The organism is Stenotrophomonas sp. STEN046 (genome assembly GCF_056759755.1).
The window spans coordinates 1-24,799 of the sequence record NZ_JBRRDR010000051.1 but is presented as its reverse complement, the minus strand read 5'-3'; the positions used below and the strand labels follow the sequence as shown (position 1 = coordinate 24,799).

Annotated in this window: 20 protein-coding genes and 1 riboswitch; of the genes, 5 read left to right on the top strand and 15 right to left on the bottom strand. The window is 66.3% G+C overall.

The features are described from left to right. Positions 1-95: 95 nt before the first annotated feature. On the top strand, positions 96-2,123 hold the full coding sequence (locus tag ACVOLJ_RS18265; RefSeq protein ID WP_475280245.1) for a sodium-translocating pyrophosphatase: 2,028 nt from the start codon (positions 96-98) through the stop codon (positions 2,121-2,123). Between the two features lie 41 nt (positions 2,124-2,164). Here the strand turns inward: ACVOLJ_RS18265 and ACVOLJ_RS18260 are convergent, their stop codons facing one another. The 5 genes from ACVOLJ_RS18260 to ACVOLJ_RS18240 are packed head-to-tail and all read right to left on the bottom strand — an operon-like array spanning position 2,165 to position 5,111. Beyond that, complete coding sequence (locus ACVOLJ_RS18260) at positions 2,165-2,881, bottom strand: energy transducer TonB (RefSeq protein ID WP_481564773.1); 717 nt, start codon at positions 2,879-2,881, stop codon at positions 2,165-2,167. Further along, entirely contained in the window at positions 2,878-3,303 is a 426-nt protein-coding gene (exbD, locus tag ACVOLJ_RS18255; protein WP_481564772.1) for a TonB system transport protein ExbD, read from the bottom strand. The genes ACVOLJ_RS18260 and exbD overlap by 4 nt, the downstream gene beginning before the upstream one ends. 9 nt (positions 3,304-3,312) lie before the next feature. Next, the gene (gene exbB, locus ACVOLJ_RS18250; RefSeq protein WP_481564778.1) at positions 3,313-4,041 is read right to left on the bottom strand and encodes a tonB-system energizer ExbB; all 729 of its coding nucleotides are present in this window, start codon (positions 4,039-4,041) and stop codon (positions 3,313-3,315) included. Next, positions 4,028-4,495 (bottom strand): YbaN family protein, encoded by a 468-nt coding sequence (locus ACVOLJ_RS18245; RefSeq protein ID WP_475278191.1) that lies wholly within the window; start codon positions 4,493-4,495, stop codon positions 4,028-4,030. Before ACVOLJ_RS18245 ends, exbB begins: the two co-directional genes overlap by 14 nt. Before the next feature lie 28 nt (positions 4,496-4,523). Continuing rightward, entirely contained in the window at positions 4,524-5,111 is a 588-nt protein-coding gene (locus ACVOLJ_RS18240) for a biliverdin-producing heme oxygenase (RefSeq protein WP_481564771.1), read from the bottom strand. A 109-nt stretch (positions 5,112-5,220) separates the two neighbouring features. Here ACVOLJ_RS18240 and ACVOLJ_RS18235 point away from each other — a divergent pair, with 109 nt between their 5' ends. Next, positions 5,221-5,478, top strand: a complete 258-nt coding sequence (locus ACVOLJ_RS18235) for a DUF2789 domain-containing protein (protein WP_481564770.1) — start codon at positions 5,221-5,223, stop codon at positions 5,476-5,478. Positions 5,479-5,585: 107 nt separating this feature from the next. Here ACVOLJ_RS18235 and ACVOLJ_RS18230 read toward each other — a convergent pair whose 3' ends face one another. From ACVOLJ_RS18230 to ACVOLJ_RS18210, 5 genes are all read right to left on the bottom strand, one after another. After that, complete coding sequence (locus ACVOLJ_RS18230; RefSeq protein ID WP_481564769.1) at positions 5,586-8,501, bottom strand: TonB-dependent receptor; 2,916 nt, start codon at positions 8,499-8,501, stop codon at positions 5,586-5,588. A gap of 173 nt (positions 8,502-8,674) precedes the next feature. After that, the gene (locus ACVOLJ_RS18225; RefSeq protein WP_481564768.1) at positions 8,675-9,616 is read right to left on the bottom strand and encodes a FecR family protein; all 942 of its coding nucleotides are present in this window, start codon (positions 9,614-9,616) and stop codon (positions 8,675-8,677) included. A gap of 104 nt (positions 9,617-9,720) precedes the next feature. Next, positions 9,721-10,221, bottom strand: coding sequence for an RNA polymerase sigma factor (locus ACVOLJ_RS18220; protein WP_481564767.1), 501 nt, complete (start codon positions 10,219-10,221; stop codon positions 9,721-9,723). 83 nt (positions 10,222-10,304) lie between these two features. Beyond that, positions 10,305-10,781 (bottom strand): hypothetical protein, encoded by a 477-nt coding sequence (locus ACVOLJ_RS18215; protein ID WP_475278197.1) that lies wholly within the window; start codon positions 10,779-10,781, stop codon positions 10,305-10,307. Then, complete coding sequence (locus tag ACVOLJ_RS18210) at positions 10,781-11,281, bottom strand: hypothetical protein (RefSeq protein ID WP_475278198.1); 501 nt, start codon at positions 11,279-11,281, stop codon at positions 10,781-10,783. Before ACVOLJ_RS18210 ends, ACVOLJ_RS18215 begins: the two co-directional genes overlap by 1 nt. Before the next feature lie 161 nt (positions 11,282-11,442). On the opposite strand from ACVOLJ_RS18210, the gene ppa reads away from it, so the two are divergent. Beyond that, the gene (gene ppa, locus ACVOLJ_RS18205; RefSeq protein WP_025874161.1) at positions 11,443-11,979 is read left to right on the top strand and encodes an inorganic diphosphatase; all 537 of its coding nucleotides are present in this window, start codon (positions 11,443-11,445) and stop codon (positions 11,977-11,979) included. A 151-nt stretch (positions 11,980-12,130) separates the two neighbouring features. Then, positions 12,131-13,252 carry an HDOD domain-containing protein gene (locus tag ACVOLJ_RS18200; protein ID WP_475278199.1) on the top strand — a complete coding sequence of 374 codons (1,122 nt, stop codon included), beginning with the start codon at positions 12,131-12,133 and terminating at the stop codon, positions 13,250-13,252. A 173-nt stretch (positions 13,253-13,425) separates the two neighbouring features. Here the strand turns inward: ACVOLJ_RS18200 and ACVOLJ_RS18195 are convergent, their stop codons facing one another. The 5 genes from ACVOLJ_RS18195 to thiC form a co-directional block, all read right to left on the bottom strand. Beyond that, on the bottom strand, positions 13,426-16,314 hold the full coding sequence (locus ACVOLJ_RS18195; RefSeq protein WP_481564766.1) for a TonB-dependent receptor domain-containing protein: 2,889 nt from the start codon (positions 16,312-16,314) through the stop codon (positions 13,426-13,428). A gap of 49 nt (positions 16,315-16,363) precedes the next feature. Further along, positions 16,364-17,263 (bottom strand): helix-turn-helix transcriptional regulator, encoded by a 900-nt coding sequence (locus ACVOLJ_RS18190; RefSeq protein WP_475278201.1) that lies wholly within the window; start codon positions 17,261-17,263, stop codon positions 16,364-16,366. Positions 17,264-17,378: 115 nt separating this feature from the next. Further along, positions 17,379-19,706, bottom strand: a complete 2,328-nt coding sequence (locus ACVOLJ_RS18185) for a winged helix-turn-helix domain-containing protein (RefSeq protein WP_475278202.1) — start codon at positions 19,704-19,706, stop codon at positions 17,379-17,381. A gap of 256 nt (positions 19,707-19,962) precedes the next feature. Next, entirely contained in the window at positions 19,963-20,634 is a 672-nt protein-coding gene (locus tag ACVOLJ_RS18180) for an ion channel (protein ID WP_475278203.1), read from the bottom strand. Positions 20,635-20,749: 115 nt separating this feature from the next. Then, positions 20,750-22,594 (bottom strand): phosphomethylpyrimidine synthase ThiC, encoded by a 1,845-nt coding sequence (gene thiC / locus ACVOLJ_RS18175; protein ID WP_481564765.1) that lies wholly within the window; start codon positions 22,592-22,594, stop codon positions 20,750-20,752. Positions 22,595-22,676: 82 nt separating this feature from the next. Continuing rightward, positions 22,677-22,778, bottom strand: a riboswitch (TPP riboswitch). Between the two features lie 244 nt (positions 22,779-23,022). Between thiC and ACVOLJ_RS18170 the strand changes: the two genes are divergently transcribed. Further along, entirely contained in the window at positions 23,023-24,600 is a 1,578-nt protein-coding gene (locus ACVOLJ_RS18170) for a BCCT family transporter (RefSeq protein ID WP_481564764.1), read from the top strand. Positions 24,601-24,799 lie beyond the last annotated feature (199 nt).

The following is a 24,799-nucleotide window of genomic DNA, read 5'->3' as shown; positions in this document are numbered from 1 at the left end:
CGGCACGGGTTGGTTCCAGGCTGCAGCCCGTCGTCCCCCTCGTGGTGCAGTTCATCGCCACTGGATGCTCATCATCCATTCTGCGGAGGGGTCTAATGCTGGAACGTCATGGGCTGTCATTGGCGCTGGGCTGCGCCATTCTCGCGATCCTGTACGGAATCGTCTCGGCGCGCTGGATCCTGCGCCAACCCACCGGCAATGAACGCATGGTCGCCATCGCCACGGCCATCCAGGAAGGCGCGCGCGCCTACCTCAACCGCCAGTACCTGACCATCGGCATCGCCGGGGTGGTGCTGTTCGTGCTGGTCGGCATCTTCCTCAGCTGGTACACCGCCATTGGCTTTGCCGTCGGCGCGGTGCTGTCCGGCGCGGCCGGCTACATCGGCATGAATGTCTCGGTGCGGGCCAACGTGCGTACCGCCGAGGCCGCGCGCCACGGCATCAGTGCCGCGATGGATGTGGCCTTCCGCGGTGGCGCGATCACCGGCATGCTGGTGGTCGGGCTGGGCCTGCTGGGCGTGGCCGGCTACTACGCGCTGCTGCTGCGCATGGGCCTGCCGATGGAACAGGCACTGCACGCACTGGTCGGGCTGGCCTTTGGTTCGTCGCTGATCTCGATCTTCGCGCGGCTGGGCGGTGGCATCTTCACCAAGGGTGCCGATGTGGGCGCCGATCTGGTCGGCAAGGTCGAAGCCGGCATACCCGAGGACGACCCGCGCAACCCGGCGGTGATCGCCGACAATGTCGGTGACAACGTCGGCGACTGTGCCGGCATGGCCGCCGACCTGTTCGAAACCTACGCGGTCACCGTCATCGCCACCATGCTGCTGGGCAGCCTGATGCTGAGCGAAGCCGGTGCCAATGCGGTGCTGTACCCGCTGGTGCTGGGCGGCGTATCGATCATCGCCTCGATCATCGGCGCGCTGTTCGTCAAAGTGAAGCCAGGCGGCTCGATCATGGGCGCGCTGTACAAGGGCGTGATCGTCTCCGGCGTGCTGGCTGCAATCGCGTTCTACCCGATCACCACCGGGTTGATGGCCGACAATGTGCACGGCCCGATGGCGCTGTACGGCTGTGCGCTGATCGGCCTGGTGCTGACCGGGCTGATCGTCTGGATCACCGAGTACTACACCGGCACCCAGTACAAGCCGGTGCAGCACGTCGCCCAGGCCTCGACCACCGGCCATGGCACCAACATCATCGCCGGCCTCGGCATCTCGATGAAGTCCACCGCACTGCCGGTGATCGCCGTGTGCGCGGCCATCTGGGGTGCGTATGCACTGGCCGGGTTGTACGGCATCGCCATCGCCGCCACGGCGATGCTGTCGATGGCCGGCATGATCGTCGCCCTCGACGCCTACGGGCCAATCACCGACAACGCCGGCGGCATCGCCGAGATGGCCGAGCTGCCGTCGGAGATCCGCGACATCACCGATCCGCTGGATGCGGTCGGCAATACCACCAAGGCGGTGACCAAGGGCTATGCAATCGGCTCGGCGGCACTGGCCGCGCTGGTGCTGTTCGCCGACTACACCCACAACCTGCAGGCGGCCAATCCCGGGCAGGAATTCCGTTTCGATCTCAGCGACCACACGGTGATCATCGGCCTGCTGATCGGCGGCCTGATTCCCTACCTGTTCGGCGCCATGGCGATGGAAGCGGTCGGCCGCGCTGCCGGTGCGGTGGTGGAGGAAGTGCGCCGCCAGTTCCGCGAGATCCCCGGCATCATGCAGGGCACCGCCAAGCCGCAGTACGACCGTGCCGTGGACATGCTGACCCGCTCGGCGATCCGCGAAATGATCGTGCCCTCGCTGCTGCCGGTGGCCGTGCCGGTGGTGGTTGGCCTGCTGCTGGGGCCGCGTGCGCTGGGCGGGTTGCTGATCGGTACGATCGTCACCGGCCTGTTCGTGGCCATTTCGATGACCACCGGCGGCGGCGCCTGGGACAATGCCAAGAAGTACATCGAGGATGGGCACTTCGGCGGCAAGGGCAGCGAAGCGCACAAGGCCGCAGTGACCGGCGATACCGTGGGTGATCCGTACAAGGACACCGCCGGCCCGGCGATCAATCCGCTGATCAAGATCATCAACATCGTGGCACTGCTGCTGGTGCCGTTGCTGTAAGGGCCTTCTGTAGAGCCGAGCATGGGCTCGGCTCTACAAGGTCAGCGCCCGCGCAGGTAGAACGCCACCGGCACCATCACTTCCACCGGGTCGCCGGCCACCTCGGCCGGCGGCGCCGGCACCGGGCTGGCACGCTGCACGGTCTCCAGCGTCTCCTGGTCAAGCAGCGCAAAGCCGCTGCTGCGCTCGATGTGCGGGGCCGACACGCGACCATCGCGGGCGACCGCGAAGCGTACGTAGGTAACGCCCTGCTGGCGCAACCGTTCGGACTGCCGTGGATAGCGTCGATGCTGTTGCAGATGCCCCAGCAGCAACGCCTGCCAGGTGGCGTTGACGCGACTGCGCTCGCCGGCCGTGGTGCGCGGCGCGGCGTAACTGGCCGCCGCCTGCGCCGGAACGTCGGGGGGTGCCAGCGTTCGATCAACCGTTGTGTCAGCGGTTTCCTGCGTGGGCTGCACAGGCGGCGGCTGCGCCGGTGCCAACTCCCCCTGTGGCTGCGGTGGCGCCTTGATCGGCTCGTGCGGTCTGGGCAGCGGCGCGCGCCGTTGCTGCTCCTGCTGCAGCGGGCCTGCCGGCAGCGCGCGCGGCGGCACCGGTGGCGCCTGTGCGGCAGGTGCCAACTCCAGCATCAGCGCAGCCGCAGGCGCAACCGCCACCACGGGCGCCCGCGCAGCCCACCACCACGCAGCCGCGATCAACAGCGCATGGACCAACAGCACGATCACCAGGCTTGTTGCCCAGCGCTGCAGTCCACTCATCGCGTGCCCTGCTCCAGGCCTACCAGGGCAACCTTCAGGTAACCGGCATGGCGCAGCGCATCCAGCGCAGCCATCAGTTCACCATAGGGCACACGCTGGTCGGCACGCAGATAGATGCGCTGCGACGCATCGCCTGCGGTTGCCGCCTGCAGCGCAGCGGGCAGGGTCGCCTGCGTGACGGGCTGCTCGCCCACGCGCAGCGACAGATCGGCCTGCACGGTCACATACACCGGCGCGCGTTCTGCCGGGCTCGCCTGTGCGCTGCTGGCCGGCAGCTGCACCGGTACCGACACCGTCGCCAGCGGCGCGGCCACCATGAAGATGATCAACAGCACCAGCATCACATCGATGAAGGGCGTGACGTTGATTTCATGTGCTTCTTCCGGTGCCTCTTCGCGCCCGGATGCGGTCCTGATCGCCATCGTCGTGCCTCAGTGCACGGCGCGCAGCGAGCCAACCGTCACGCGCGGCGCAGCCCGATCCAGGTCGCGCGATACCAGTTGCTGCACCGCTGCCGACAGATCGCCCAGCAATCCGCGCAGGCCTGCCAGCACGCGGGTGAAGTGGTTGTAGACCAGCACCGCCGGAATCGCCGCGACCAGGCCCAGCGCAGTTGCCAGCAGCGCCTCGGCGATACCCGGGGCGACCACCGCAAGGTTGGTGGTGTTGCTGTGGGCGATGCCGATGAAGCTGTTCATGATGCCCCACACCGTACCGAACAGCCCCACGAACGGAGCCACCGCGCCGATGCTGGCCAGCACACCGATGCCATGACGCTGGCTGCGACCGGTCGCCAGTTCCAGCCGTTCCAGGCGTGAGGCCACGCGCTCCTTGATGCCCTCGCGGGCGTCCAGTTCCTGCGAAAGCCGCAGCTCGGTGCGCGCAGCCTCCAGCATGGCAGCGGCGATGCCCTGTTGCAGCGGGCCATCGCCACTGCCACCGGGCAGGCTGGGCGCGGACAGCAGCAGCGCACGTGCGGCGCGCAGTGCGCGTGCCTGCCGGGCAAGTTCCCATCCCTTGGCCAGCAGCACCGTCCAGGTCGCCAGCGAGGCCAGGGCGAGAGCGATCATCACCGCCTTCACCACCACATCGGCGGCCAGGTACATGCCCCATGGCGTCAGGGCGGGGGCGGCCACGGGAGCCAGGTCAGCAGGCAGCATCATCGGGGGTTCCATTGGAATCAGGAGGAGTCGCACGGCGGCGGGTGGCGCGCGGCGCGGCCGCGTCGTCCACTTCCACCAGTGGCGCAGGATCAAGCCGGGGCGCTGGCCGGCTCAGCACATAGCCGGCGCTGGCGGCAAAGAACAGGCCCACTCCCAGCAACAGCCGCCAGGAGGGGTGCGCGCCCCAGCAGAACAGTGCGAACCCCACCGCCATGCCGGCGCTGGCGAACGCCTTGCCCTTGTTGGAGACCGCGCCCTGTTCGCGCCACAGGCGCAACGATGGGCCGTAGCGCGGATGGGCGAGCAGGCGCTGTTCGAACTTCGGCGAACTGCGTGCGAAGCAGCCCACAGCCAGGATCAGGAAGATGGTGGTGGGCATGACCGGCAGCAGCGCGCCGATCACGCCCAGCGCAACCATCAGCCAGCCCAGCACGAACCAGAGCCAGCGCATAAGCTGCGGGCCTGTGGTTGCCCGCGCATCAGGAGAATTCCACTTCAACATGGCCGTGCACGCTGCGGAACGCGGCATCGGCGGCGTCGATCACCTGCTGCTCCTGCACCGGGGTCAGTGGCACTGCGTCGAGTGCCGCTGTGAATTCGCGCCAGTGCCGGGCGGCACCGTCGGGGTGCGCGGCCAGGTGACGGGCACCGAAATCCCGGTCCAGGCCCAGTGCGCCCGCCATCTTGTAAAGCACGGTGCCGCCCAGGTTGGAGCCTTCGGCGACATACAGCCAGCCCAGCGCGGTCGGCAGCGGCAGGTCGTTGCCCAGCGCTTCGATGTCATCGCCAGGCAGGGTCTGTTGCAGGTCCTGCAGATCGCTGCGGACCTGCTGCAGGCGGCGGCGCTCGGACAGGTCGGGCAGCAGCGCGTCCAGCGCAGGGCTGGCGTACAACGCATCGATGCTGCGGTGGAAGCGGTACTGCACACGCAGGAAGCGGGCAAAGTTGCTGCGGTCGGCGAAGATGTCACCGGCCATGATGCGCTTGTCGAGTGCACCGTGGCTGTCGCGGGTGGCGGCCTTCAGCCGCACGCTGCGGCTGTTTTCGTAGGATGTCTGAGCGGTCATGGGGGTAATGCCAGCGGAAGCGTCCCCCTGTAGACGCTCCCGGCGCGACTTCCCCCAAGCCCGCTTGCACCGATAATGATGCTTTCCATTCACCTGCCAGGCCCTTCCGATGATCACCACCGAACCCCGCATGACCAACCTGTTCCTGCAGCTTGGCCTGGATGCCAGTGCCGAGGGCATCGCCACGTTCATCACCGGCCATCAGCTCGCCGCCGACGTGGAAGTGGCCGACGCGCCCTACTGGAATGAAGCCCAGCGCCAGTTCCTGGCCGAATCGCTGCAGGCCGACGCCGCATGGAGCACCGTCGTGGATGAACTGAACGAGTCGCTGCACGAGGAGGCGGTGAAGGCCGCGCGCGGGGTGTAAGGAGACGCCGGGCATTGCCCGGCGCTACCGTTCTTCTGCGTGATCCGCCGGGCATGGCCCGGCGCTACCGGTTTGTCAGTAGATCCACGCCATGCATGGATGGCCGGTCAGTATTTCCAGGTGATGGCCAACCGTGCGGTACGGCCCGGGGCCGGCATCACGCCCAGCGCGAGCGGGTCCAGGTAGTACCGATCGGTCACGTTGTCGACGTTGGCTTCCACCGACCATTGGTCGTTGAAGTTCCAGCTCGCAAACAGATCCACCAGCGTCGTCGGCCGGTACAACTGCTGGATCGCCGAAAGGCCGACGTTCCACTCCTTGTCCAGCTTGCTGATGGGCCCTGCGTTGTGCACCACGCGGGTACCGAAGGTCAGGCGCTCGTCGAACAGGCGCGAACCCACGGTCAGATTGACCATGTAGCGCGGCGGGTTCTGGGTGTTGCTGTAGGACCCTTCGAAGCCGCCATCGACGCAGTCCGGTGTGTTCTTCAGTTCTTCGATCCTGCGCTGCACGCCATAGGCGCGGCGCTCGGCGGCGATGTCCGGTGCGCAGGTCTTGGCCTTGAAGTAATAGTGCGCTGACAGGTCGGCGAACACCTTGCCGGCGTCATAGCTGGACTGGAATTCCATGCCCGACACCTTGAAACGGTCGACATTGCGGATCAGGCCGGCCGACAGCGTGCGGTAGTCGCGGGTGATCAGGTCATCGATACGGGTATCGAAGTAGGCCAGCTTCAGCGCCAGGCGATCGCCGTTGGTGAACAGATCGTGCTGGATGGTGCTGGCGCCCAGTTCCCAGCTGTGCGCACGCTCGGGCTTCAGCTCGTCCACCGGCTTGGCCGCCGTGAACAGGCCCAGGGTGGTCTCGAACAGGCTGGGCAGCTTGGTGCCTTCGGCGTACTTCAGGTAGACCATGCTGTCTTCGCTGAAGCGGAAGGCGACGCTGGCAGTCGGCGAAAATGCACTGTCGCGGCGACGGATCGGCTGCGACCAGGTCCAGCTGACCGGCACGCGCAGGTCTTCAGCGGCATCGGCATCGTAGAAGTTCCAGCCGCCGATATCGCCGACCGTGCCCTTCTTGTAGGGCGAGGCCAGCAGCGATTCCTGGGTGAACTTGCCGTTGGCATCCGGGTACCAGTTCAGCAGCGCGATGCGCTTGGCGCGCCACGAAGGCAGCTTCGGGTTGCCGTTGAGCAGCTCGGTGTAGCGGTACTGCCCCTGCACTTCATAGGCATCCGGCGTGGCCAGGCGATTGCGGTCGTGCACGTCCACGCGGTTCCAGCGACCGCCCAGCAGCATCTCCCAGTGTTCGTCCGGCGCCCACTTCAGCGACGCCACCGCGCTGTACTCCTTGCGCTCGGCATTGCGCAGGAAGCGGTTGTTGACCAGGTCGTCCTGCATGATCGGGCCGGAGCTGCCGGGGGCGATGTCTTCGTCGCTGAAGGACAGTCCGTAGTCGAGGGTGAAGCGGCCGGCGCTGCTGTCGAACACCGAGGTATTGCTGGCATCCAGGCCGAAGCGCTTCTGCCGCAGCGGATTGCGATAGGCGTCCTTGTAGCCGGGGTTGCCACTGAAGCTTGGCGCGTCGTACCACTCGGTGCGGCGATCGAAGTACCACGGGGTGATGCCGGTCAAGCTGTTGTACATCACGCTGTCGGCATCGGTGTACCAGGCGTTGACACGCAGGTCGATCAGCTCGCTGTCCGGGTTGAAGCGGTAGCGCAGGCTGTAGCTGTCCATGTCGACGTGGCCCGGGTCCCACTGCGGCACGCGATCACGCTCGACGCGGATGATCTGCGAGGCCATGATCTCGCCGGCCGTGCCCTCGTAACGCCGATAGCCTGCTTCAAGCGTCTGCGCGTCGTCGATGCGCCAGGTGCCCTTGAGCAGCGTCGACTTCGAGCGCGAGGAGGTGTTGAACACTTCGGTACGCGGCGGATTCAGCGGCGCCAGCGTGCGCCGGGTCTGCGGGAAGTCGTCGTACCCGTTCTTGCCCGAGAAGTAGTTGCCGTTGTCGCGGTAGGCATAGGCCGCCACCAGGTCGAAGCGGTCCCAGTGCCCTGCCGCGGCCACGTTGAAGAACTGGCTGCCGGTGGCACTGCGATCACGGCGTGGCGCGGCATCATAGCCGGGCAGGTTGTTGGCGCTGCCGTTGGCCAGGCCACCGCGCACGCGCACGCCGACATCCCGGCCTTCGCGCAGGATGTCATCGACGTTCAACGTTTCCATCTCCACCACGCCACCGATGCCGCCGGAGGCGTTGGCCTGCAGGCTCGGGCCCTTGGTGATGGTCAGCCGCGAGATCAGGTCGGGGTCGAGATAGGTACGCTGCGACTGGCCGGCATAGCCGCGGTAGGTGTCCATGCTGGACTGGCCACCGTCGATGATGACCGGTACCCGGCTCTGGCCCTGGATACCGCGGATGTTGACGTCGAAGCCATTGCCCACGCGCGGATCACCGGCGGTGACACCGGCCACACCTTTGACGATGTCACCGGTGGAGGTACCGCGGAAGCGCTCCAATGCCACACGGCCGATGCTGGTGGTCGAACCCACGCTGCGGTAGCTGTCGAGCAGCCGCGCGTCATCGCTGGCAGCGCCACCCTGCACGCGGTCGCCGGCCACGCTGAGGGTATCGGTGACGATCACGCCCCCGGCCTGGCCTGGCGCTGCAGCTTCCAGAGTGACCGCCTCGGCACTGACGCGGCGTGCAACCAGCCCACTGCCCTGCAGCAGGCGCGCAAGCGCATCGCCGACCGACAGGTTGCCGTCGACCGGCTGCGAAACCACGCCAGTGGCCAGTGCGGCCGGATAGACGACCTGCACGCCGGATTGGCGCATGTAGGCGCGCAGTGCATCGTCCAGCGGTTGTGCGGGAATGGAGAAGTGCTGCACGGCAGCGGTGCCGGCCGTACCGGAGGCGGCCAGTGCGGCAGGGGTGGCAGCGGCCAGACCAGCGGCCAACAGCGCGATGCACAGACGGGACGGGCGCAGTGCGCGGCCCGGGTGGCGGAATTCGTACATGGGGGAACCTGTAGGAAGAACATGGCCGCGGACGCGGCGTCATCCGCGGCGTGCGCGGACCCAACGACGTACGTGGCGGCGGCGGGTACGTTCGTGGGTAGAGACGAATGAGGCCGCATCAACCCCAAGTGCAATAGCGCCATGCCGTGCATGGCTGCGCGCACCGCGTGGCTTTACCGGTGGACGATGGCAACGCCCAGTGGCAGCCGGGTCACGCGCAGGCCGGCGGTGGCCACCAGCGCGTCCAACGCCTGTTCCGGCTGTTCGATGCGCAACGCTGCACTCACTGCGGGCATCGTGGAGAGATCGCCGCGCACGAAGGTCGGGCCTGCGCGATAACGACCGACCTCGTGCACGGCATCGACCATGCTGGCCTGCTCCAGCAGCAGTTCACCCTGGCGCCAGGCGCCGACCCGGTCTGCGGGGACGTCGACCAGCCGCGCCACGCCACTGTGCTCGCCATAGCGGGCGCGTTGGCCGACCTGCAGATAGGTCCAGCCACCATCGATCGGGCTGGCAACGCGTACACGCCCCTGTCCGACTTCCGTTTCCACCCCGGCATCGACATGGGCAACGGTGAACGCGGTGGAGATGTCCTCCACCACGCCATTGCCTGCGGTCACGCTGAAGCGCCTGTGCGCATCGGGCACCACGTCGAACCAGGCGCGGCCGCGCAGCAGTTCGATACGGCGCACACGCTCGTTGAAGTGCACGGCGATGGCGCTGCCGGCGTCGAGCACGGCGTGGCTGCCATCGGGCAGGTCCACCCGCTGCACCCGGTGCTCGCTGCGATGATCGGCCTGCAGCCGCAGCCAGGCATCCGGCCAGGCCACCATCAACAGCAGCGCCGCAGCGGTCGCCAGCGCCCAGCGCAGGCGGTGTGGGCGGCGCGCTGCCGGCCGCCGTTCGATCATGGCGGGGCGGGGCCCGATGCTGCGCCACAGCCTGCGCTCGTGCTCGAATGAACGGCGGTGCCCGGGTTGCGCCAGCCAGTGCTGGAACGCCGCCATGCGTGCGTCGCTGACATCACCGGACGCCAGGCACACGATCCAGTCCCGCGCCTGTTCGGCCACGGAATCGTTGGGGGTGCTGCGGGGTGTCGAGGGCGGGCTCATCGGCTGGCAGGCGGACACGGTCAGGTGCGGGCGGAAGGACTAGACCGCATGCGCGGCCTGCGAATCAAGACGCATGGCGGGTGGGCAATCCCAAGCCGGATCGCTCATCGCCCGCTGCGCGCCCACGCCAGTCGTTGCAGCGCGGTGCGCACATGGTTTTCCACCGTGGTCACCGATACCCCCAGACGGCGGGCGATCTCGGCCTGGGTCAAGCCCTGCAGGCGATTGAGATGGAAGATGGTGCGGGTGGGCTCGGGCAGGTGGCTGGCCGCATCGAGTACGCGCTGCAGTTCGTTCTGCGCCATCACCTGCTCTTCGGTGGAAATTTCCTCATCTTCCTGCCACAGGTAGTGCTCGGCCAGCAGACGATTGCGACGGGTCGACTCACGACCATGATCGGTGGCCAGGTTGATCGCCAGCCGATAGAGGTAGGCGCGCGGGTTGTCGATGCTCTGGCCGTTGTCGACGCCACGGGCCTTGAACCACACGGCCTGGATCACGTCTTCGGCGCCACTGTCGCCGCCGAGGATGCGCTGCACGCGCCGCAGCAGCGCCGGCCGTTCGCGGATCAGCAGTTCGGTGAGGGTGACGGCGTTGGAGGGCATGCGCGAGGCCAGGGGACAGACAGGGCGGCGCGCATGCTACTCCGTTAATGCGAATAAATCACGTTTGCATTCGCATCAGAACGTCAGAGGCAGTCGGTCAGCCCGTCGTAAACCGAGGACGATGTGCCCGGCAGGGGCGTGTGGATCACCTCGCCGGCAGGTGCCGACTCCAGCGTGTGCAGAAACGCCTCCAGGGGCGTATCGGCGGCCAGCGGCAGCGGACAGGCGTAGCTGCGCACATCGGCCTCGATCTGCCCATCGCGCCGCACCGAGGTGTTGCTGCCGGCGAACGTCCAGACGCAGCTGCCCAGCAGGCCGCTGTCCTGGTTGACCGAACAGCGCAGGCGCATCGCACGAAGGTTGTAGTACTCGCCCTCGCAGAAGGTGTCCCCGCAGACATCGTCGAACCCGCGCACCAGGGCCGTTTCGATGGCCACGAAGCGCTGCCAGCCTTCGGCCTGGGTCGGGAACAGTCGTGCGTCCACATAGGCCGGACCGGCGTGCACCCTACCGGCGACCAGCAGCAATCCACAGGCCAAGGCAATGCATGGCGCGCGCATCAGGCCGCCCTCCCCTGCTGGCCCGGGCCGCGCAGGCATCCGGGCAGCGCGTCGAACAGGCTGGTCCCGGTACCCGGCAAGGGTTCGAACAGGCCGTCCGGTGCCTGCAATGCAGTGAAGAAGGCATCGACCGGCACGCCTGGGCGCACCCCGGCGTGGCAGACCCAGCGCCCGTTGTCGACCCGCACCTGGCCGGTACGCGGGTCGATGCCCAGTTCACTGGCGACCACCACCCAGCTGCACCGCTGTACCGTCCCGCGCGGGACCAGCACGGCACAGCGAACCTGCAGGACCTGGTAATTGCTGTAGTCGCCCTCGCACCAGGTATCGGCGCAGAGATGGTCGAAGCCTTTCATCAGGGCGCCTTCCAGGTCGAAGAAGCGGTCCCAGCTGGCTTCATTGGATGGGAAGTCGATCAGGTCGACATGTGGCCCCCGCGCCAACACCGGCAGGGATGCAAGCAGCAGGGCGGTGCCGCAGCACCAGGCTTTCCAGGACATGGCAGGACTCCTCGGGATGGACCTTCAGCCTGCGCCGGGCAATCGCCCCGGCCCATCGGGAAAGGCCACTTCAGCCCGTCGGCCCACCCCACCCTGCACAGCGCCCGGCAAAGGCATAAAATGGTGAGCTATCCGTCTACATCCCCCACCTGGAGCACACCATGGGCCTGGAACTCGTCTCGCCCGGCAAGAATCCGCCGGAAGAAATCAACGTCATCATCGAGATCCCGAAGGATTCCGAGCCGGTGAAGTACGAAGTGGACAAGGAAACCGGCGCGATCTTCGTCGACCGCATCCTGTCGACCCCGATGCGCTACCCGTGCAACTACGGCTACGTGCCGAGCACCCTGTGCGGCGACGGCGACCCGGCCGACGTGCTGGTGGTGCTGCCGCTGCCGCTGGTGCCGGGCTCGGTGGTCCGCTGCCGTCCGGTGGGCGTGCTGAAGATGAGCGATGAGGCAGGCAGCGACGAGAAGATCCTGGCCGTGCCGGTCACCAAGGTGTTCGGCGGCTACGCCCACGTGGAAGACATCGAGCAGGTGTCCAGCCACTGGCTGGAGCGCATCGGCCACTTCTTCGAGCACTACAAGGACCTGGAGAAGGGCAAGTGGGTCAAGCTTGACGGTTGGGGCGGCGCCGCCGAGGCCAAGCAGATCCTGATCGAGGCGCACCAGCGCCACCTCGACAGCAAGGCCTGAGCCTGAACAGCATTGCTCCGGCGCACGCCGTCGGAGCGATGCGGGTCACGTTTCATGACCGCGGCACATCACCTTTGCCGCCGTATTAGGTAAATTGCGTCACTTCACACGTCATCGACATCAACCGTCGAGACATCCAGGGGAATGTGTCGTGCGTATTCTGCTTGTTGGGGATACAGCCAGCCTGCCGGCTGAGCTGACCGAATTCATTGCCGATCTTGGGGAAGACTGGCAGCCGTTGACCGCCACCGATGGCCACACCGCGATGACCGCGGTGGCCACCCAGGGCGTGGACGCCGTGATTGTCTGCCCACAGCTGCCTGACCTCAACGCGACGACGTTGCTGGGGCAGATCCGGACCCTGCGCCCGGAAACCATCCGTATCGCACTGGTTGATGCCCAGCACGGGACCCGGCCACCGCCGGCGCGCCTGATCGGGGTCGCCCATCGCTTCCTGCCGTTGCCGTTGGCGCCGGAAGTGCTGCTGGAGGCACTGACCAGCCTGGAAGAGCTGCGCGAAGTGCTGGACAGCCCGCGCCTGCGCGATGCCATCGGTCGCATCGAGAAGCTGCCTTCGCCGCCGCATCTGTACCTGAGCCTGACCCAGGCGCTGGAGCATGATGACGACGCCGACAGCGCCGATGTCGCCAAGCTGGTCGCTGCAGACCCGGCGATCGCGGCCAAGGTGCTGCAGCTTTCCAACTCGGCGTTCTTCAGCCAGGGCCGCACCATCGCCGACCTGCGGACCGCAGTGACGCGGCTGGGCCTGGCCACGCTGCGTGACCTGGTGCTGGCCAGCGAAGTGTTCTCCGCGCCGACCCTGTCGCCTGCCGAGCGCAACTCGCTGCAGCAGCGTGCATTGATGGCCTCGCGCCTGGCCGCGCGCCTGCTGCCTGAGTCAAGTGCGGAACTGGGCGCTACCGCTGCGCTGCTGGCCGACATCGGCCTGCTGCTGCCGGGCGTGCGCAACGAGCGCAGCGAATCGACCGTCGCCGACGACGACCGTCCCGGCCACGCCGAAGCTGGCGCCTACCTGCTGGGCCTGTGGGGCCTGCCGATGCCGATCATTGAAGCGGTCGCCTTCCATCTGCAACCACAGCGTGCCAATACCCGCAGCTTCTGGGTGACCGGCGCGGTGCATGTGGCATTGGCGCTGGTCAACGGCGATCCGGTCGATGAGGACTACCTGCAGCGTGCCGGTGTGCTGGGCAAGCTGCCGCAGTGGCGCGAGCACGCCAACAGCCTGATGGGCCTGGTGCCAAGCGAGGCCTGATTTCCGGGTAGTTGTGCAGCAATGAAAGGCAGGCCGGATGGCCTGCCTTTTTTTTGTCGATCGACCATCCACGCATGGCGTGGATCTAGCGCATGGCGGGTGGGGCAGCCTGCAACGAAGAAGGGCGGGCCTTGCGGCCCGCCCTCCTCTTTCTACCGTCACGCTTCGATGGATCAGAAGCGCTGGGTGTACTTCATGTAGTAGTAACGACCGATGTCGAAGCCACCGTAGTACGAGAAGCTCGAGTTCGGCTGGCTGTACATGACCGGGCCTTCGTGGTTGAACACGTTGTTGGCACCGACCGAGACCGTCGCCTGCCACGGCAGGGTGTAGCGGACCTGCACGTCGTGGAAGGTGTTGGAACCGACCTTGCGGGTCGGCTGGCCCAGGGTGTACGCCGAGTTGAAGTCAGGCAGGTTGCACTCGGTGTCGTAGGAGCACGGCTCCTTCATGCTCGAGTAGTAACGCACGGCCCAGTTGACGCCCAGGTTGCCCAGGCTCCAATCGACGTTCAGGTTCGAACGGACGCGGAAGTTTGCGCCCCAGTCGCCGGTTGCCCAGCTGGTGTGCTGCTCGACCGGCGTCTCGGCTTCGTTGTCGCGCTTGTACTCGAGGTAATCGACGTAGGTGGTCTTCCAGTCAACCACGATCTTGCCGAAGGAGAACTCCGGCAGGCGGTACTTGATACCCAGGTCGTAACCTGCGGTTTCCTGGTAACCACCATTGATCAGGGTGCGGGTGACATCGACCACCTGGTTGACGGTGCGACCTTCGGTACCGCGGCTGAAGCGGTCACACGCCGACGCCACGCCCAGCACATAGCACTGGTTGAGGATCGAGGTCACCGACTCGGCGGCGATCACGTTGTCGATGCGGATCTTCCACCAGTCCAGGCTGACATCCAGGCCCTGCACGAAGTTCGGGCTGTAGACCAGGCCGGCGGTCCAGGTCTTGGAGGTTTCCGGCTGCAGTTCCGGGTTGGAACCGGATTCGAAAGCGCTGTAGGACTGGGTGCCCGGGCCGGTCGACTGCGCGCCACCCGAAGTGATCTGGCGGAAGTTGGCCGGAACGCCACGTGCGCCGCAGGCGGCGGCAACCGACGGGTTGCGCGAGGCCGAGCCGAAGCTGCTGTCGCACGGATCGGTGTAAGCGTCGAAGGTCTGCGAGGTGCCGCCGTACATGTTGGCGATGTTCGGCGCGCGGAAGCCCGTCGAATAGGTCGCACGCACCAGCAGGTCGTCGATCGGCTTCCACTTCAGGCCGAACTTGCTGTTGATGGTGTCACCGAAGGTGTTGTAGTCCGAGTAGCGGCCCGCCATGTCGAGCGACAGCTCCTTGGCGAACGGCATGTCAGCCAGCACCGGCACGTTCAGTTCGACGTAGAACTCGTCGAGCTTGTAGCTGCCCTTGGTCGGTGCGCCGGCCAGGTCGGTGCTCAGGCCCGACTGCAGCAGTGCATCCGGGTTGTACTCGCCGCTTTCCTGGCGATGCTCGTAACCGGCGGCAATGGCCAGGTCACCGGCCGGCAGCGTGAACAGCGAGCCGGAGATGTTGGCGCTGTATGCCTTGGTGGTGTTGGTGTAGGTGTCGTGGCTCGGCAGGAACAGGTAGGCCTGCAGGGCCGGGTCAGCCAGCGAACCATTGCCGGTGGAGCCGTACGGTGCCAGCGGGTTCCACGGGGTGCAGCCGGCGATCACCTTGCCCGGGGTGCCGCAACGGGCGACGTCGCCGTCCATGAAGGACGGGCCGACGGCGTTCTGCACGTTCGGGATGAACAGGTTGCCGGTACCGGTCTTGACGCCCTTGTTCTGGTTGTAGACGTAGCCCACGTCCCAGTCCCAGAACTTGTCACCGAACTCGAACGAACCTTCCAGGCCGGCCGAGAAGCGGAAGGTTTCCTGCTCAGATTCGGTCTGGCGCGGGAACTCGGAGGTGCGACGGATGAAGTTCGCTTCCTTGCCCAGCGGGTTGTAGACGCTGTCGGCCGACAGCGGGGTGCCGTAGACCTCGGACTGGTACGGGTAACCGGCAATCTGCGAGGTCGCGGTGCGCTTGGTGTACAGCACGTTCGCGGTGGCGCGGATGTTGTCGGTCAGGTCGTAGTTGCCGTTGGCAAACACCGAGCGACGGGTCAGCTTGTTCTGCAGCCACATTTCCTGGCTGGCATTGGTGTAGTCGGCAGTGCCGAACTCACGGAAGTCGCCCATGCCGTTGCCGGCACCGGTATTGGCACGGGTGTACCAGATATCGTCGTTGGCGTCCTTCGGGGTGCCCATGTCATCGATCAGCACGCCCTGGTTCGACGCCGGCGACCAGCCATTGGCATCGTCGTCGGTCGGGAACGGGTGGAAGCGACCGTTGGGGTAGCGGCTGAAGGAACGATCCTTTGCCTTGACCTCGTCTTCCTTGCTGTACTCGGCACCGAAGGTGATCGAACCGCGCTCGCCGGTCTGGCCGTAGACGAAGTTGTAGACCTGCTTCTGGCCGTCGCCCTGACCGTACTGGCCACCGTAGACGCTGGCTTCCAGGCCGTCGAAGTTCTTGCGGGTGATGATGTTGACCACGCCGGCAATGGCATCGGAGCCGTAGATGGCCGATGCGCCGTCGGTCAGCACTTCAATGCGCTCCACGACCGAGGTCGGGATCGATGCCAGGTCGGTGTAGCCGCCGGTGCTGGTGCCCATGCGCTTGCCGTCCAGCAGCACCAGGGTGCGCTCCGGGCCGAGGTTGCGCAGGTCGACGTACTGGCCGCCGACTTCTTCGCCGGAGGTCAGTGCATCGGCGCGGCTGATCGCCGGCGAACCGGTGGCCGACAGGTTCTGCACGATGTCGGCAACGCTGGTGAAGCCCTGCTTTTCAATGTCGGCGCGCTGCAGCGCGATCACCGGCTGCGCGGTTTCCATGCTCGCCTGGCGGATGCGCGAACCGGTGACCGAGATGCGGTCCAGGTCGGTCGTGCCGCCGGCAGCTGCATCCTGCGCCGAAGCGAAGGACGGTGCCAAGGCAAGCGCAATGCCGGCCGGCAGCAAGCCGAGCCGCACTGCGGGAATACGAACGTTCATCAATCTCTCCAAGGTACGTGTTAGTAGCGTGTTAAAACGCCGTAGCACGTTACGATTGCGTTGCAGCGCTGTATTTGCGCGACACAACCGGAGACTTTGCGGAGTGTGGCGGAAGCTTCCCGTCGTTCTCGCGGAAACGCGAAGCGGACTGGCCGTAGCGGGCGCGGAAGGCACGCGCGAAGCTGCAGCAGTTGTCGAAACCACTGGCCGCGGCAACTTCTCCCACCATCATGTCGGTATCGCGCAGCAGATCGGCTGCACGCTCCAGGCGCAGGCGTGCGGAAAGCGATTGCGGGCTTTCCTCGTACAGGCTCTGGAAGGTCTTGGACAGGTACCAGCTGGAGAAGTTGGTCAGCTCGGCCAGTTCACCGATACGCACCACGCGGTGGCTGTTGCCTTCCAGGTACAGCCGCGCACGCTGCATGCGGCCGAACACCTGGCGCTTGCGGCTGCGCGAGCGGCCCGGGCAGCGCTGTACGTTGTCGGCAAGGCTGCGCTGCAGGCCGGCCAGATGCAGCAGCAGCGGACGCAGCGCCTGTGCCGGTAGACCGCTGGCCAGAGCATCGCGCCACAGGCGCAGCGCAACGCGCGCATCGGCGCGGGTCATCAGGCCGCGACCGGCGTACAGGCCACAGTCGGCCATCTCGGTCAGCACGCGCAGCGCTTCGACGTTCAGGTTCAAGCCCACGCACAAACCGTTGCGTCCGGCCTGGACCAACGGCCGCGACTCCTTTTCGAACGCGATCCACTCCCCCTGGCGAAGTCGGAACCGCCCTTCCTTGGCTTCCACCCAGGAGGTGCCGCGCACCTGCATCCACACGTTGAAGCTGGTGCCGGACGTCTGCAGGCTGCCAAGACGGGCAACGCCCATGCAGGTCGGCGCGACATCGTCGATCGCCTTGTCCAGGGAAACGGTTTGGCCACGATCGGCCAGCGAGAGTTGACGCATGGGGGCACCACGGATTTGCCAAGTACAGGCCTCCGTTTTGCCAAATCAGGTGGCAGCCGGTCAGGAAAGACTGCCGAGATCGCCACGAATTCGAGGCGAGATCGTCACGAAGAAGTTACGAAGGACCTTTTTCGTTGAAGATCAACAACCTGGAGAATGCGGGGAACAGCGCTGGTGGCTGCTCAGGCAGGCGCATCACGCCGATGTCCGCCCCATCACTGATCGCCAGGGCCAGGTAGAGGTGATTGCCGTCGGCGCTGGCGCTGAGCCCGTTGCCCGCGCTGAGCCGCTGCGCGTCCAGGCAGCGCTCCGGATCCTCGCGCCCGGCCTGGATGCGGACCAGGGTGGTGCCACAGGCCGCACTGCTGCCGAGGTAGTCGATGCTGCCGTTGCCGGCGACGGTCCAGGTCCGGTAGCGCCAGCGACTCGGCCGATCCTCGCTGACCTGCTGCACGCTGGCAGCGGTCAGTGCCGGGTCCACCGACCACAGACCGCCCGCCGCGAGACGGGTGAACAGCACCCGGCCGCTGCTGCGATCGAACCGCGCCTGTGACACGCCCTCCAGGCTGGCCAGGCGCCGCCACGGCTGCGTGCTGCGGTCGAACAGGCTCAGCCGGGTGTGCTGGTCGGCATCACGTTCCACCACCAGCAGCTGATCCGCATCGGCCCCGTACAGGGCCTGCAGCGGCTGCTCGGCCGGTACCGGCAGGCGCTGCAGCTGCTCGTCGCGCGGGGCGATCTCATAGACCACGGCCTGGCCATGCTCATCACGCCCGACCACCAGCAGACGCCGGCTGTCGGCCGACCAGTCGGGCGCCTGCCGTGCTTCCGGCTTCAGCCCTTCGATCGGCCGCAGTGATTCGGGCCGCTGCATGTCGGCCCACCACAGCGCGAAGCTGCCGGAGCGATCCGAACTGAACACCAGCTGCCGCCCATCCGGGGCCACCATCGGCTGCCCATCGCGACCACTGGAGGCGAACAGACGCTCACCCGCACCGCCCTGCGCCGGCATCCTGAACACGCCGAACTGCGCGCGGCGATGGACGAAGGCCAGCATGTCGCCGCGACGCGAGACCGCTGGCCACTGCGCGTCGTCCAGGCCTGCATCGCGCAGCGTGCGGCGCTCGACATCGAGGTAGTACAAGCGCGCTTCGCTGTCCACGCGCCGACCGAACACGATGTGCCGGCCGTCACCCAGCCATGCCCAGCCGCGCAGTTCGGCCGACTCGGTGGTCAGCTGCTCGGGTGTACCGCCATTGGCGGGCATCCGCCACAGGTCGCCCAGCTGCGGATTGCGCACGAACACCAGCCACCGCCCATCCGGCGAGTAGCGCGGGGCGTAATCGAAATCGTCTTCTTCGACCGCGTAGTCCAGCGCGCGCCATTGGCCACTGGCCAGATCAAGCACACGGATACCGCGGTGGGCGTAACGCCCGACCATGCTGCCAAACACCAGCCCGCGGCCATCGGGGGTCCAGTCGAAGCTGAGCAGCTCGGTGCCGTCGCAACGCGTTGCCTGCCGCACCGCGCCGCCGGTGGCGCTGGCGACCAGCACCTGGCAGCTGGCATCGGTGCCGAAGCGGGCGAACGCGATCTCACGACCATCCGGCGACCAGGTCGGGAAGCGATCATTGGCGCCCGGCGGCGGCGAAAGCAACTGGCGTGCAGGTGCGTTGCCCGAGGTCTGCACCTTGATCGCGCTGCCCTGCTTGCCATCATCGTTGGCGCCTTCGTAGGCAACCTGCGAGCCATCGGGCGAAAGTGTGGGATAGGTCTCAAAACCAGAGGTGGCGGTAATCAATCGATACGGCCGCTCGGGGCTTCCGATCACCCGCGTACCGTTCTCGACAGCCGCATCAACCGGAGAACTCGTCGGCGCCGGGCGGCGCAGCAGCAACACGCTCAATACCACCAGGGCCAGCAGCATCACCACGCCCAGCACCAGCAGCACGCGACGACGCAGCAGCCGCCAGCGACGACGGCCACGCTCGACCAGCGGCGCATTGACCGGCAGGGCCGCAGCATCGGCGGGCGTGACCTCGGCCGGCGCATCATCGGCGTCTTCGACGCTGCCTTCGGCCTCTATATCGGGCAGCACCTGCACCGGCACCAGCAGGCGGTAACCGGTCTTGGCGATGGTCTCGATGTAGGCCTGGCCGTTGTCGTCCTCGACACTGAAGGCCTTGCGCAGCTGCGTGACCGCCTGCGTCAGCACATCGTTGGTCGGCAGCGTGTCGGGCCAGACTTCGGCAAACAGTTCATCGCGCGTCACCACCCGGCCCGGCTGCCGCAGCAACACGCGCAATACGCCCAGTGCTTTGGGCGTCAATCGTCGTGTACGGCGAGCCCCCGCGACTTCGACCTCACGCGAGGACAAAGTAACGATGCACTCACCAACTCGGATACGGTCGGGTTCAGGCGACGGGATTTCGCTGCTGATCATTCGTCGCTACAGGGTTGAAACAGTTCGCGGACACTGCTCATCGATCCTTTTCCGTCCTTGGCACCGCAAAAAGCCAGATTCCGCACACAGCATCGGCGCATACCGCAAAAAAAACGAAGCCTCCGGATATTAGCCTATGCGGGTTACCTCGCCTATCGCGTGGTCGACATCAGGCTCTCTCTCGCCGACGCATTCACATAATAAGCTGCACCATTCGCGCCCTTCCGGGCGCGAAATTTTTATCCGGCGTTCATTTTCAGATGCGCCTCAACATGGTCAGTCCGACCAGGCGCGAAACCACCAATGCCACGTACATGACGCCGGAAAACTGCTCCAGCATGACCAGCGCGCGTGCCTGTGGATGCAGCGGCACAACGTCACTCAAACCAACACCCGACAATAAGCTGAAGCTCAGATAAAGCAGCTCCATCCAGGTGCGCTGCGCGCCATTGCTGGACCCTTGGAAACTGCCCGGATACCACTGCTGGCAGACCGAAAACGCGAATGCGAACGCCCACGCCAACAAGGTGAAGGTGGCACCTGCAGCGAACAGCTCATCGCGGGTGACCTTATGGTCCTGCAGCATGTAGGCAATCAAGGCGCCGGCGGTATAGAAATACAGCAGGCTTTCCAGCAGTTGTGCGGTGATGCCCAGCGCGGGGCGGCCCAGCAGCGCCGCCGCGATGGAGAACACCACCGCGGGAATGGCCAGCAACAAGGCCAGCCACATCCCCAGCGGACTGCGCTGCACGACCCACAACGCCAGCCCGAGCACGGCCATGCCGAATACCCCCAGCGCGGCACGCCCGGCAGCGGTATCGTCCAGCGCGGGATACAACAGCACCGCCAGCAGCTGTGCGCCCAGCAGCCAGGCGGAAGGATGGCGGCGGGCGATGGCCAGCCAACGGGTGGTGATGGCGATGGGCATGGCGTCCTTTTCCCCTGGGCGATGCGGCGAGGATAGCCGGTAGCGCCGGGCCATGCCCGGCGCCTTTACCCAACCGCTGCGCTCGCCGGGCATGGCCCGGCGCGGCCTCTCCAGCTCAGCCCTGCTGGTACACCTCGGCACCGGCGGCGCGGAACTGCTCGGACTTCTCCTGCATGCCCTTTTCGGCGTACTCGCGCACGTCCTGGGTGATCTTCATCGAGCAGAAGTGCGGGCCGCACATCGAACAGAAGTGGGCCAGCTTGTGCGCGTCCTTGGGCAGCGTCTCGTCGTGGAATTCCTTGGCCTTCTCCGGGTCCAGGCCCAGGTGGAACTGGTCCTCCCAGCGGAATTCGAAACGCGCCTTGCTCAACGCGTTGTCACGCACCTGCGCACCCGGATGGCCCTTGGCCAGATCGGCCGCATGCGCGGCGATGCGATAGGCCATGATGCCGTCGCGCACATCCTGGCGGTTGGGCAGGCCCAGATGCTCCTTCGGTGTGACATAGCAGAGCATGGCGGTGCCGAACCAGCCGATCATCGCCGCACCGATCGCACTGGTGATGTGGTCGTAGCCGGGCGCGATATCGGTCGTCAGCGGCCCCAGGGTGTAGAACGGCGCTTCGCCACACTCGCGCAGCTGCTTGTCCATGTTTTCCTTGATCAGCTGCATCGGCACGTGGCCGGGGCCCTCGATCATGGTCTGCACATCATGCTTCCAGGCAATCTTCGTCAGCTCGCCCAGCGTTTCCAGTTCACCGAACTGCGCAGCATCGTTGGCATCGGCAATGCAGCCCGGGCGCAGGCCATCACCCAGCGAGAAGGTCACGTCGTAGGCCTTCATGATTTCGCAGATGTCTTCGAAATGCGTGTAGAGGAAATTCTCCTTGTGGTGTGCCAGGCACCACTTGGCCATGATCGAGCCGCCGCGGCTGACGATACCGGTCACGCGCTTGGCAGTGAGCGGCACGTAGCGCAGCAGCACCCCGGCGTGGATGGTGAAGTAGTCCACGCCCTGTTCGGCCTGCTCGATCAGGGTGTCGCGGAAGATCTCCCAGGTCAGCGCCTCGGCACGCCCGTCGACCTTTTCCAGCGCCTGGTAGATCGGCACGGTACCGATCGCCACCGGTGAGTTGCGGATGATCCATTCGCGGGTTTCATGGATGTGCTTGCCGGTGGAAAGATCCATCACCGTGTCGCCGCCCCAGCGGATCGCCCACACCAGCTTTTCCACTTCCTCGGCGATGCCGGAGGACACCGCGCTGTTGCCGATGTTTGCGTTGATCTTGGTCAGGAAATTGCGACCGATGATCATCGGCTCGCTTTCCGGGTGGTTGATGTTGTTGGGCAGCACCGCGCGGCCGCGGGCGATCTCGTCGCGCACGAATTCCGGGGTGATGATCTTCTGGATCGAGGCACCAAATGCTTCACCGGGATGCTGCAGCAGCAATGCCGCGTCGCGGATCGCATCCAGCCGCTGGTTCTCGCGGATGGCGACGAACTCCATTTCCGGGGTGATGATGCCGCGACGTGCGTAATGCATCTGGGTGACGTTGGCGCCGGTGCGCGCACGACGCGGCAGGGTGCGCGCGGGGAAGCGGACCGGGTCCAGCTTCGCGTCGTGTTCGCGCGCGCGGCCGAACGACGAGCTGAGCCCATCAAGCTGTTCGGTATCGCCGCGCTCCTCCACCCAGCTGCGGCGCAGCGCCGGCAGGCCGACCGACAGATCGATGGCTACGCCAGGATCGGTGTACGGACCGGACGTGTCGTAGACCGTGACCGGCGCGTTCTCTTCGCCACCGAATACGGTCGGCGTGCGGGTCAGCGCGATCTGGCGCATCGGCACCTGCAGGTCCGGGCGCGAGCCGGGCACATGGATCTTGCGCGAGCCGGGAATGGGCCGGGTCACGGACTCGGAAAGCTGCTGGGCCTGTTGCTGCAGGGCGGAGGGCTGTGCGTTCATCGGGCATCGTCCAGGAAGGTCAGGGACGAAGCGGCGGCGCACTGCTCCCGCGCGCGGACAGTCCCTGGGCGGGGTCCGGGCTCGGCTGCATTGCAAAGCTTCCCTACGCCGGTATGAGCCGGATCAGGTTCCAAGGGACTATCTCAACCGTGGCCACCAGGCCGCGGTACCCCCGCTTCTTGGCGTGCATTAGAGCATAGAAAACACGGCATCTCCTGGCGGTTCATCCACGCATTGCGTGGCGCTGCTCCATCGGCATTAACAGAACCGTGACGTCGCGTTCAGTAACGTGCACGCGCATCGTGCCGCTACGGTCGATGATTCCCCCGCTGCCTTTGCGGCTCCTGCCCGGTACGTGTTGCCTGCCACCGGCTCCCGCAGCAAGCGCTGCTCGCTCCCCTCAATCCCTTGATCGGAGAAGCTCCTTCATGGTGTTTCGCATTTCCATTGCACTGGTCCTCGTTCTGGTGCTGCTGGCCGGCCTCGCGCCCGGCCCCTTCAACAGCGTGGTGCAATCGGCGCTGGCCGATGTCATCCGCAGTGTCGGTTGGCTGTACCTGCTGGTCGTGTTCCTGGCGCTGACCTTCCTCATGTACCTGGCCTTCGGCCGCTTCGGCAACCTGCGTATCGGCGGCGAAGACGCCGAACCCGAATTCTCGCGTGCCAGCTGGATGTCGATGCTGTTCGCGGCGGGCATGGGCATCGGCCTGGTGTTCTGGGGGGCTGCCGAACCTGTCTCGCACTTTGCCAAACCGCCCGAAGGGCTCGCCCCGGAAAGCATGGACGCGGCACGTGCGTCGATGCGCTACGTGTTCTTCCATTGGGGACTGCACCCGTGGGCGATCTACGCCCTGATCGGCCTGGCGATGGCCTGGTTCCAGTTCAACCGCAACGGTCGCGGCCAGGTCAGCGACATGCTGCAGCCGATCATCGGTCGCCACCACCGCGGCTGGATCGGCAGTGTGGTCAACATCTCCGCGGTCGTGGCCACCGCGGTCGGCGTGGCCACCGCGCTGGGCTTCGGCACCGTGCAGATTGCCGCCGGCGTGCAGCGCGTGTTCGGCCTGCAGGCAGGCATTCCGCTGCAGCTGAGCATCATCGCAGTCGCCTTCGTGCTGTACATGGCCTCCACCCTCAGCGGCGTTGGCCGCGGCATGAAGTGGCTGTCCAACTTCAACCTCGCGCTGGCGGTGGTCCTGTTGACGCTGGTGCTGGTGCTGGGCCCGACCGGGGCGATCTTCAATACCTTCACCACCACGCTTGGCTCCTATCTCAACCAGCTGGTGACGATGAGCCTGCGCATGTCGCCGTTCTCCTCCAGCACCTGGGTAGCCGACTGGACGATCTTCTACTGGGCCTGGTGGATCTCCTGGGCCCCCTTCGTCGGTTCATTCATCGCCCGTATCTCGCGCGGGCGCAGCGTGCGCGAGTTCGTCATCGGCGTGGTGCTGGCGCCAACACTGCTGGGGTTCTTCTGGTTCTCGGTGTTCGGCGGCACGGCGATCTGGATGCAGATCTTCGGCCAGGCCGATCTGGTGCAGGCGCTGGGCAACGGCTATGAAACCGTGTTGTTCACCATGTTCGACAGCATGGCGTTGCCGCTGCTGTTGTCGTGCATCGCGCTGGTGCTGCTGATGATCTTCTTCGTGACCTCGGCCGATTCGGCGGTCCTGGTGCTGGCCAGCATGTCCACCGACGATGCGGGCGAGCCGCTGCGCAAGCACAAGGTGGCCTGGGGCGTGGGCATTGCCTTGATCGCCGGTGCGTTGCTGCTGGCAGGCGGGCTGGAGGCGCTGCAGGGGATGATCACCATTGCCGCCCTGCCGTTCGCGCTGCTGATGGTGCTGGTGATGGTGTCGCTGTACCGGGTGCTGGACCAGGAGTACACGCGCGAGCGGCGGCAGGCGCAGCGCCAACGGCACATGATCGATGCGTGGATCGCACGCGAGATGGCCGCGCAGGAGGAAACACAGGCGGAGGCGGTGCGCGCGCACGAGCGGGATTGAAGGTGTTTTGCAGCCTGCGGCTGCACCGCTTTTTTCAGGCAAGTGCAAGTGCAAGTGCAGAAGCCAAAGCGGCTCTGGGTTACTGCTTGCTTGGCGGGGGGGGGGGGGGGGGGGGGGGGGGCCCGCCCCCGCCACACACCCGGGGGCGGCCCCCCCCCCCCGCCCGCGCGGGGGGGGGCCCCCGCGCCCCCCCCCCCCC

What these genes read in the sequence shown, in the direction of transcription:
- ACVOLJ_RS18265 (WP_475280245.1), top strand. Translation starts at nt 96, where the DNA reads ATGCTGGAACGTCATGGGCTGTCATTGGCGCTGGGCTGCGCCATTCTC.
- ACVOLJ_RS18260 (WP_481564773.1), bottom strand. Translation starts at nt 2,881, where the DNA reads ATGAGTGGACTGCAGCGCTGGGCAACAAGCCTGGTGATCGTGCTGTTG.
- exbD (WP_481564772.1), bottom strand. Translation starts at nt 3,303, where the DNA reads ATGGCGATCAGGACCGCATCCGGGCGCGAAGAGGCACCGGAAGAAGCA.
- exbB (WP_481564778.1), bottom strand. Translation starts at nt 4,041, where the DNA reads ATGCTGCCTGCTGACCTGGCTCCCGTGGCCGCCCCCGCCCTGACGCCA.
- ACVOLJ_RS18245 (WP_475278191.1), bottom strand. Translation starts at nt 4,495, where the DNA reads ATGCGCTGGCTCTGGTTCGTGCTGGGCTGGCTGATGGTTGCGCTGGGC.
- ACVOLJ_RS18240 (WP_481564771.1), bottom strand. Translation starts at nt 5,111, where the DNA reads ATGACCGCTCAGACATCCTACGAAAACAGCCGCAGCGTGCGGCTGAAG.
- ACVOLJ_RS18235 (WP_481564770.1), top strand. Translation starts at nt 5,221, where the DNA reads ATGATCACCACCGAACCCCGCATGACCAACCTGTTCCTGCAGCTTGGC.
- ACVOLJ_RS18230 (WP_481564769.1), bottom strand. Translation starts at nt 8,501, where the DNA reads ATGTACGAATTCCGCCACCCGGGCCGCGCACTGCGCCCGTCCCGTCTG.
- ACVOLJ_RS18225 (WP_481564768.1), bottom strand. Translation starts at nt 9,616, where the DNA reads ATGAGCCCGCCCTCGACACCCCGCAGCACCCCCAACGATTCCGTGGCC.
- ACVOLJ_RS18220 (WP_481564767.1), bottom strand. Translation starts at nt 10,221, where the DNA reads ATGCCCTCCAACGCCGTCACCCTCACCGAACTGCTGATCCGCGAACGG.
- ACVOLJ_RS18215 (WP_475278197.1), bottom strand. Translation starts at nt 10,781, where the DNA reads ATGCGCGCGCCATGCATTGCCTTGGCCTGTGGATTGCTGCTGGTCGCC.
- ACVOLJ_RS18210 (WP_475278198.1), bottom strand. Translation starts at nt 11,281, where the DNA reads ATGTCCTGGAAAGCCTGGTGCTGCGGCACCGCCCTGCTGCTTGCATCC.
- ppa (WP_025874161.1), top strand. Translation starts at nt 11,443, where the DNA reads ATGGGCCTGGAACTCGTCTCGCCCGGCAAGAATCCGCCGGAAGAAATC.
- ACVOLJ_RS18195 (WP_481564766.1), bottom strand. Translation starts at nt 16,314, where the DNA reads ATGAACGTTCGTATTCCCGCAGTGCGGCTCGGCTTGCTGCCGGCCGGC.
- ACVOLJ_RS18190 (WP_475278201.1), bottom strand. Translation starts at nt 17,263, where the DNA reads ATGCGTCAACTCTCGCTGGCCGATCGTGGCCAAACCGTTTCCCTGGAC.
- ACVOLJ_RS18185 (WP_475278202.1), bottom strand. Translation starts at nt 19,706, where the DNA reads ATGATCAGCAGCGAAATCCCGTCGCCTGAACCCGACCGTATCCGAGTT.
- ACVOLJ_RS18180 (WP_475278203.1), bottom strand. Translation starts at nt 20,634, where the DNA reads ATGCCCATCGCCATCACCACCCGTTGGCTGGCCATCGCCCGCCGCCAT.
- thiC (WP_481564765.1), bottom strand. Translation starts at nt 22,594, where the DNA reads ATGAACGCACAGCCCTCCGCCCTGCAGCAACAGGCCCAGCAGCTTTCC.
- ACVOLJ_RS18170 (WP_481564764.1), top strand. Translation starts at nt 23,023, where the DNA reads ATGGTGTTTCGCATTTCCATTGCACTGGTCCTCGTTCTGGTGCTGCTG.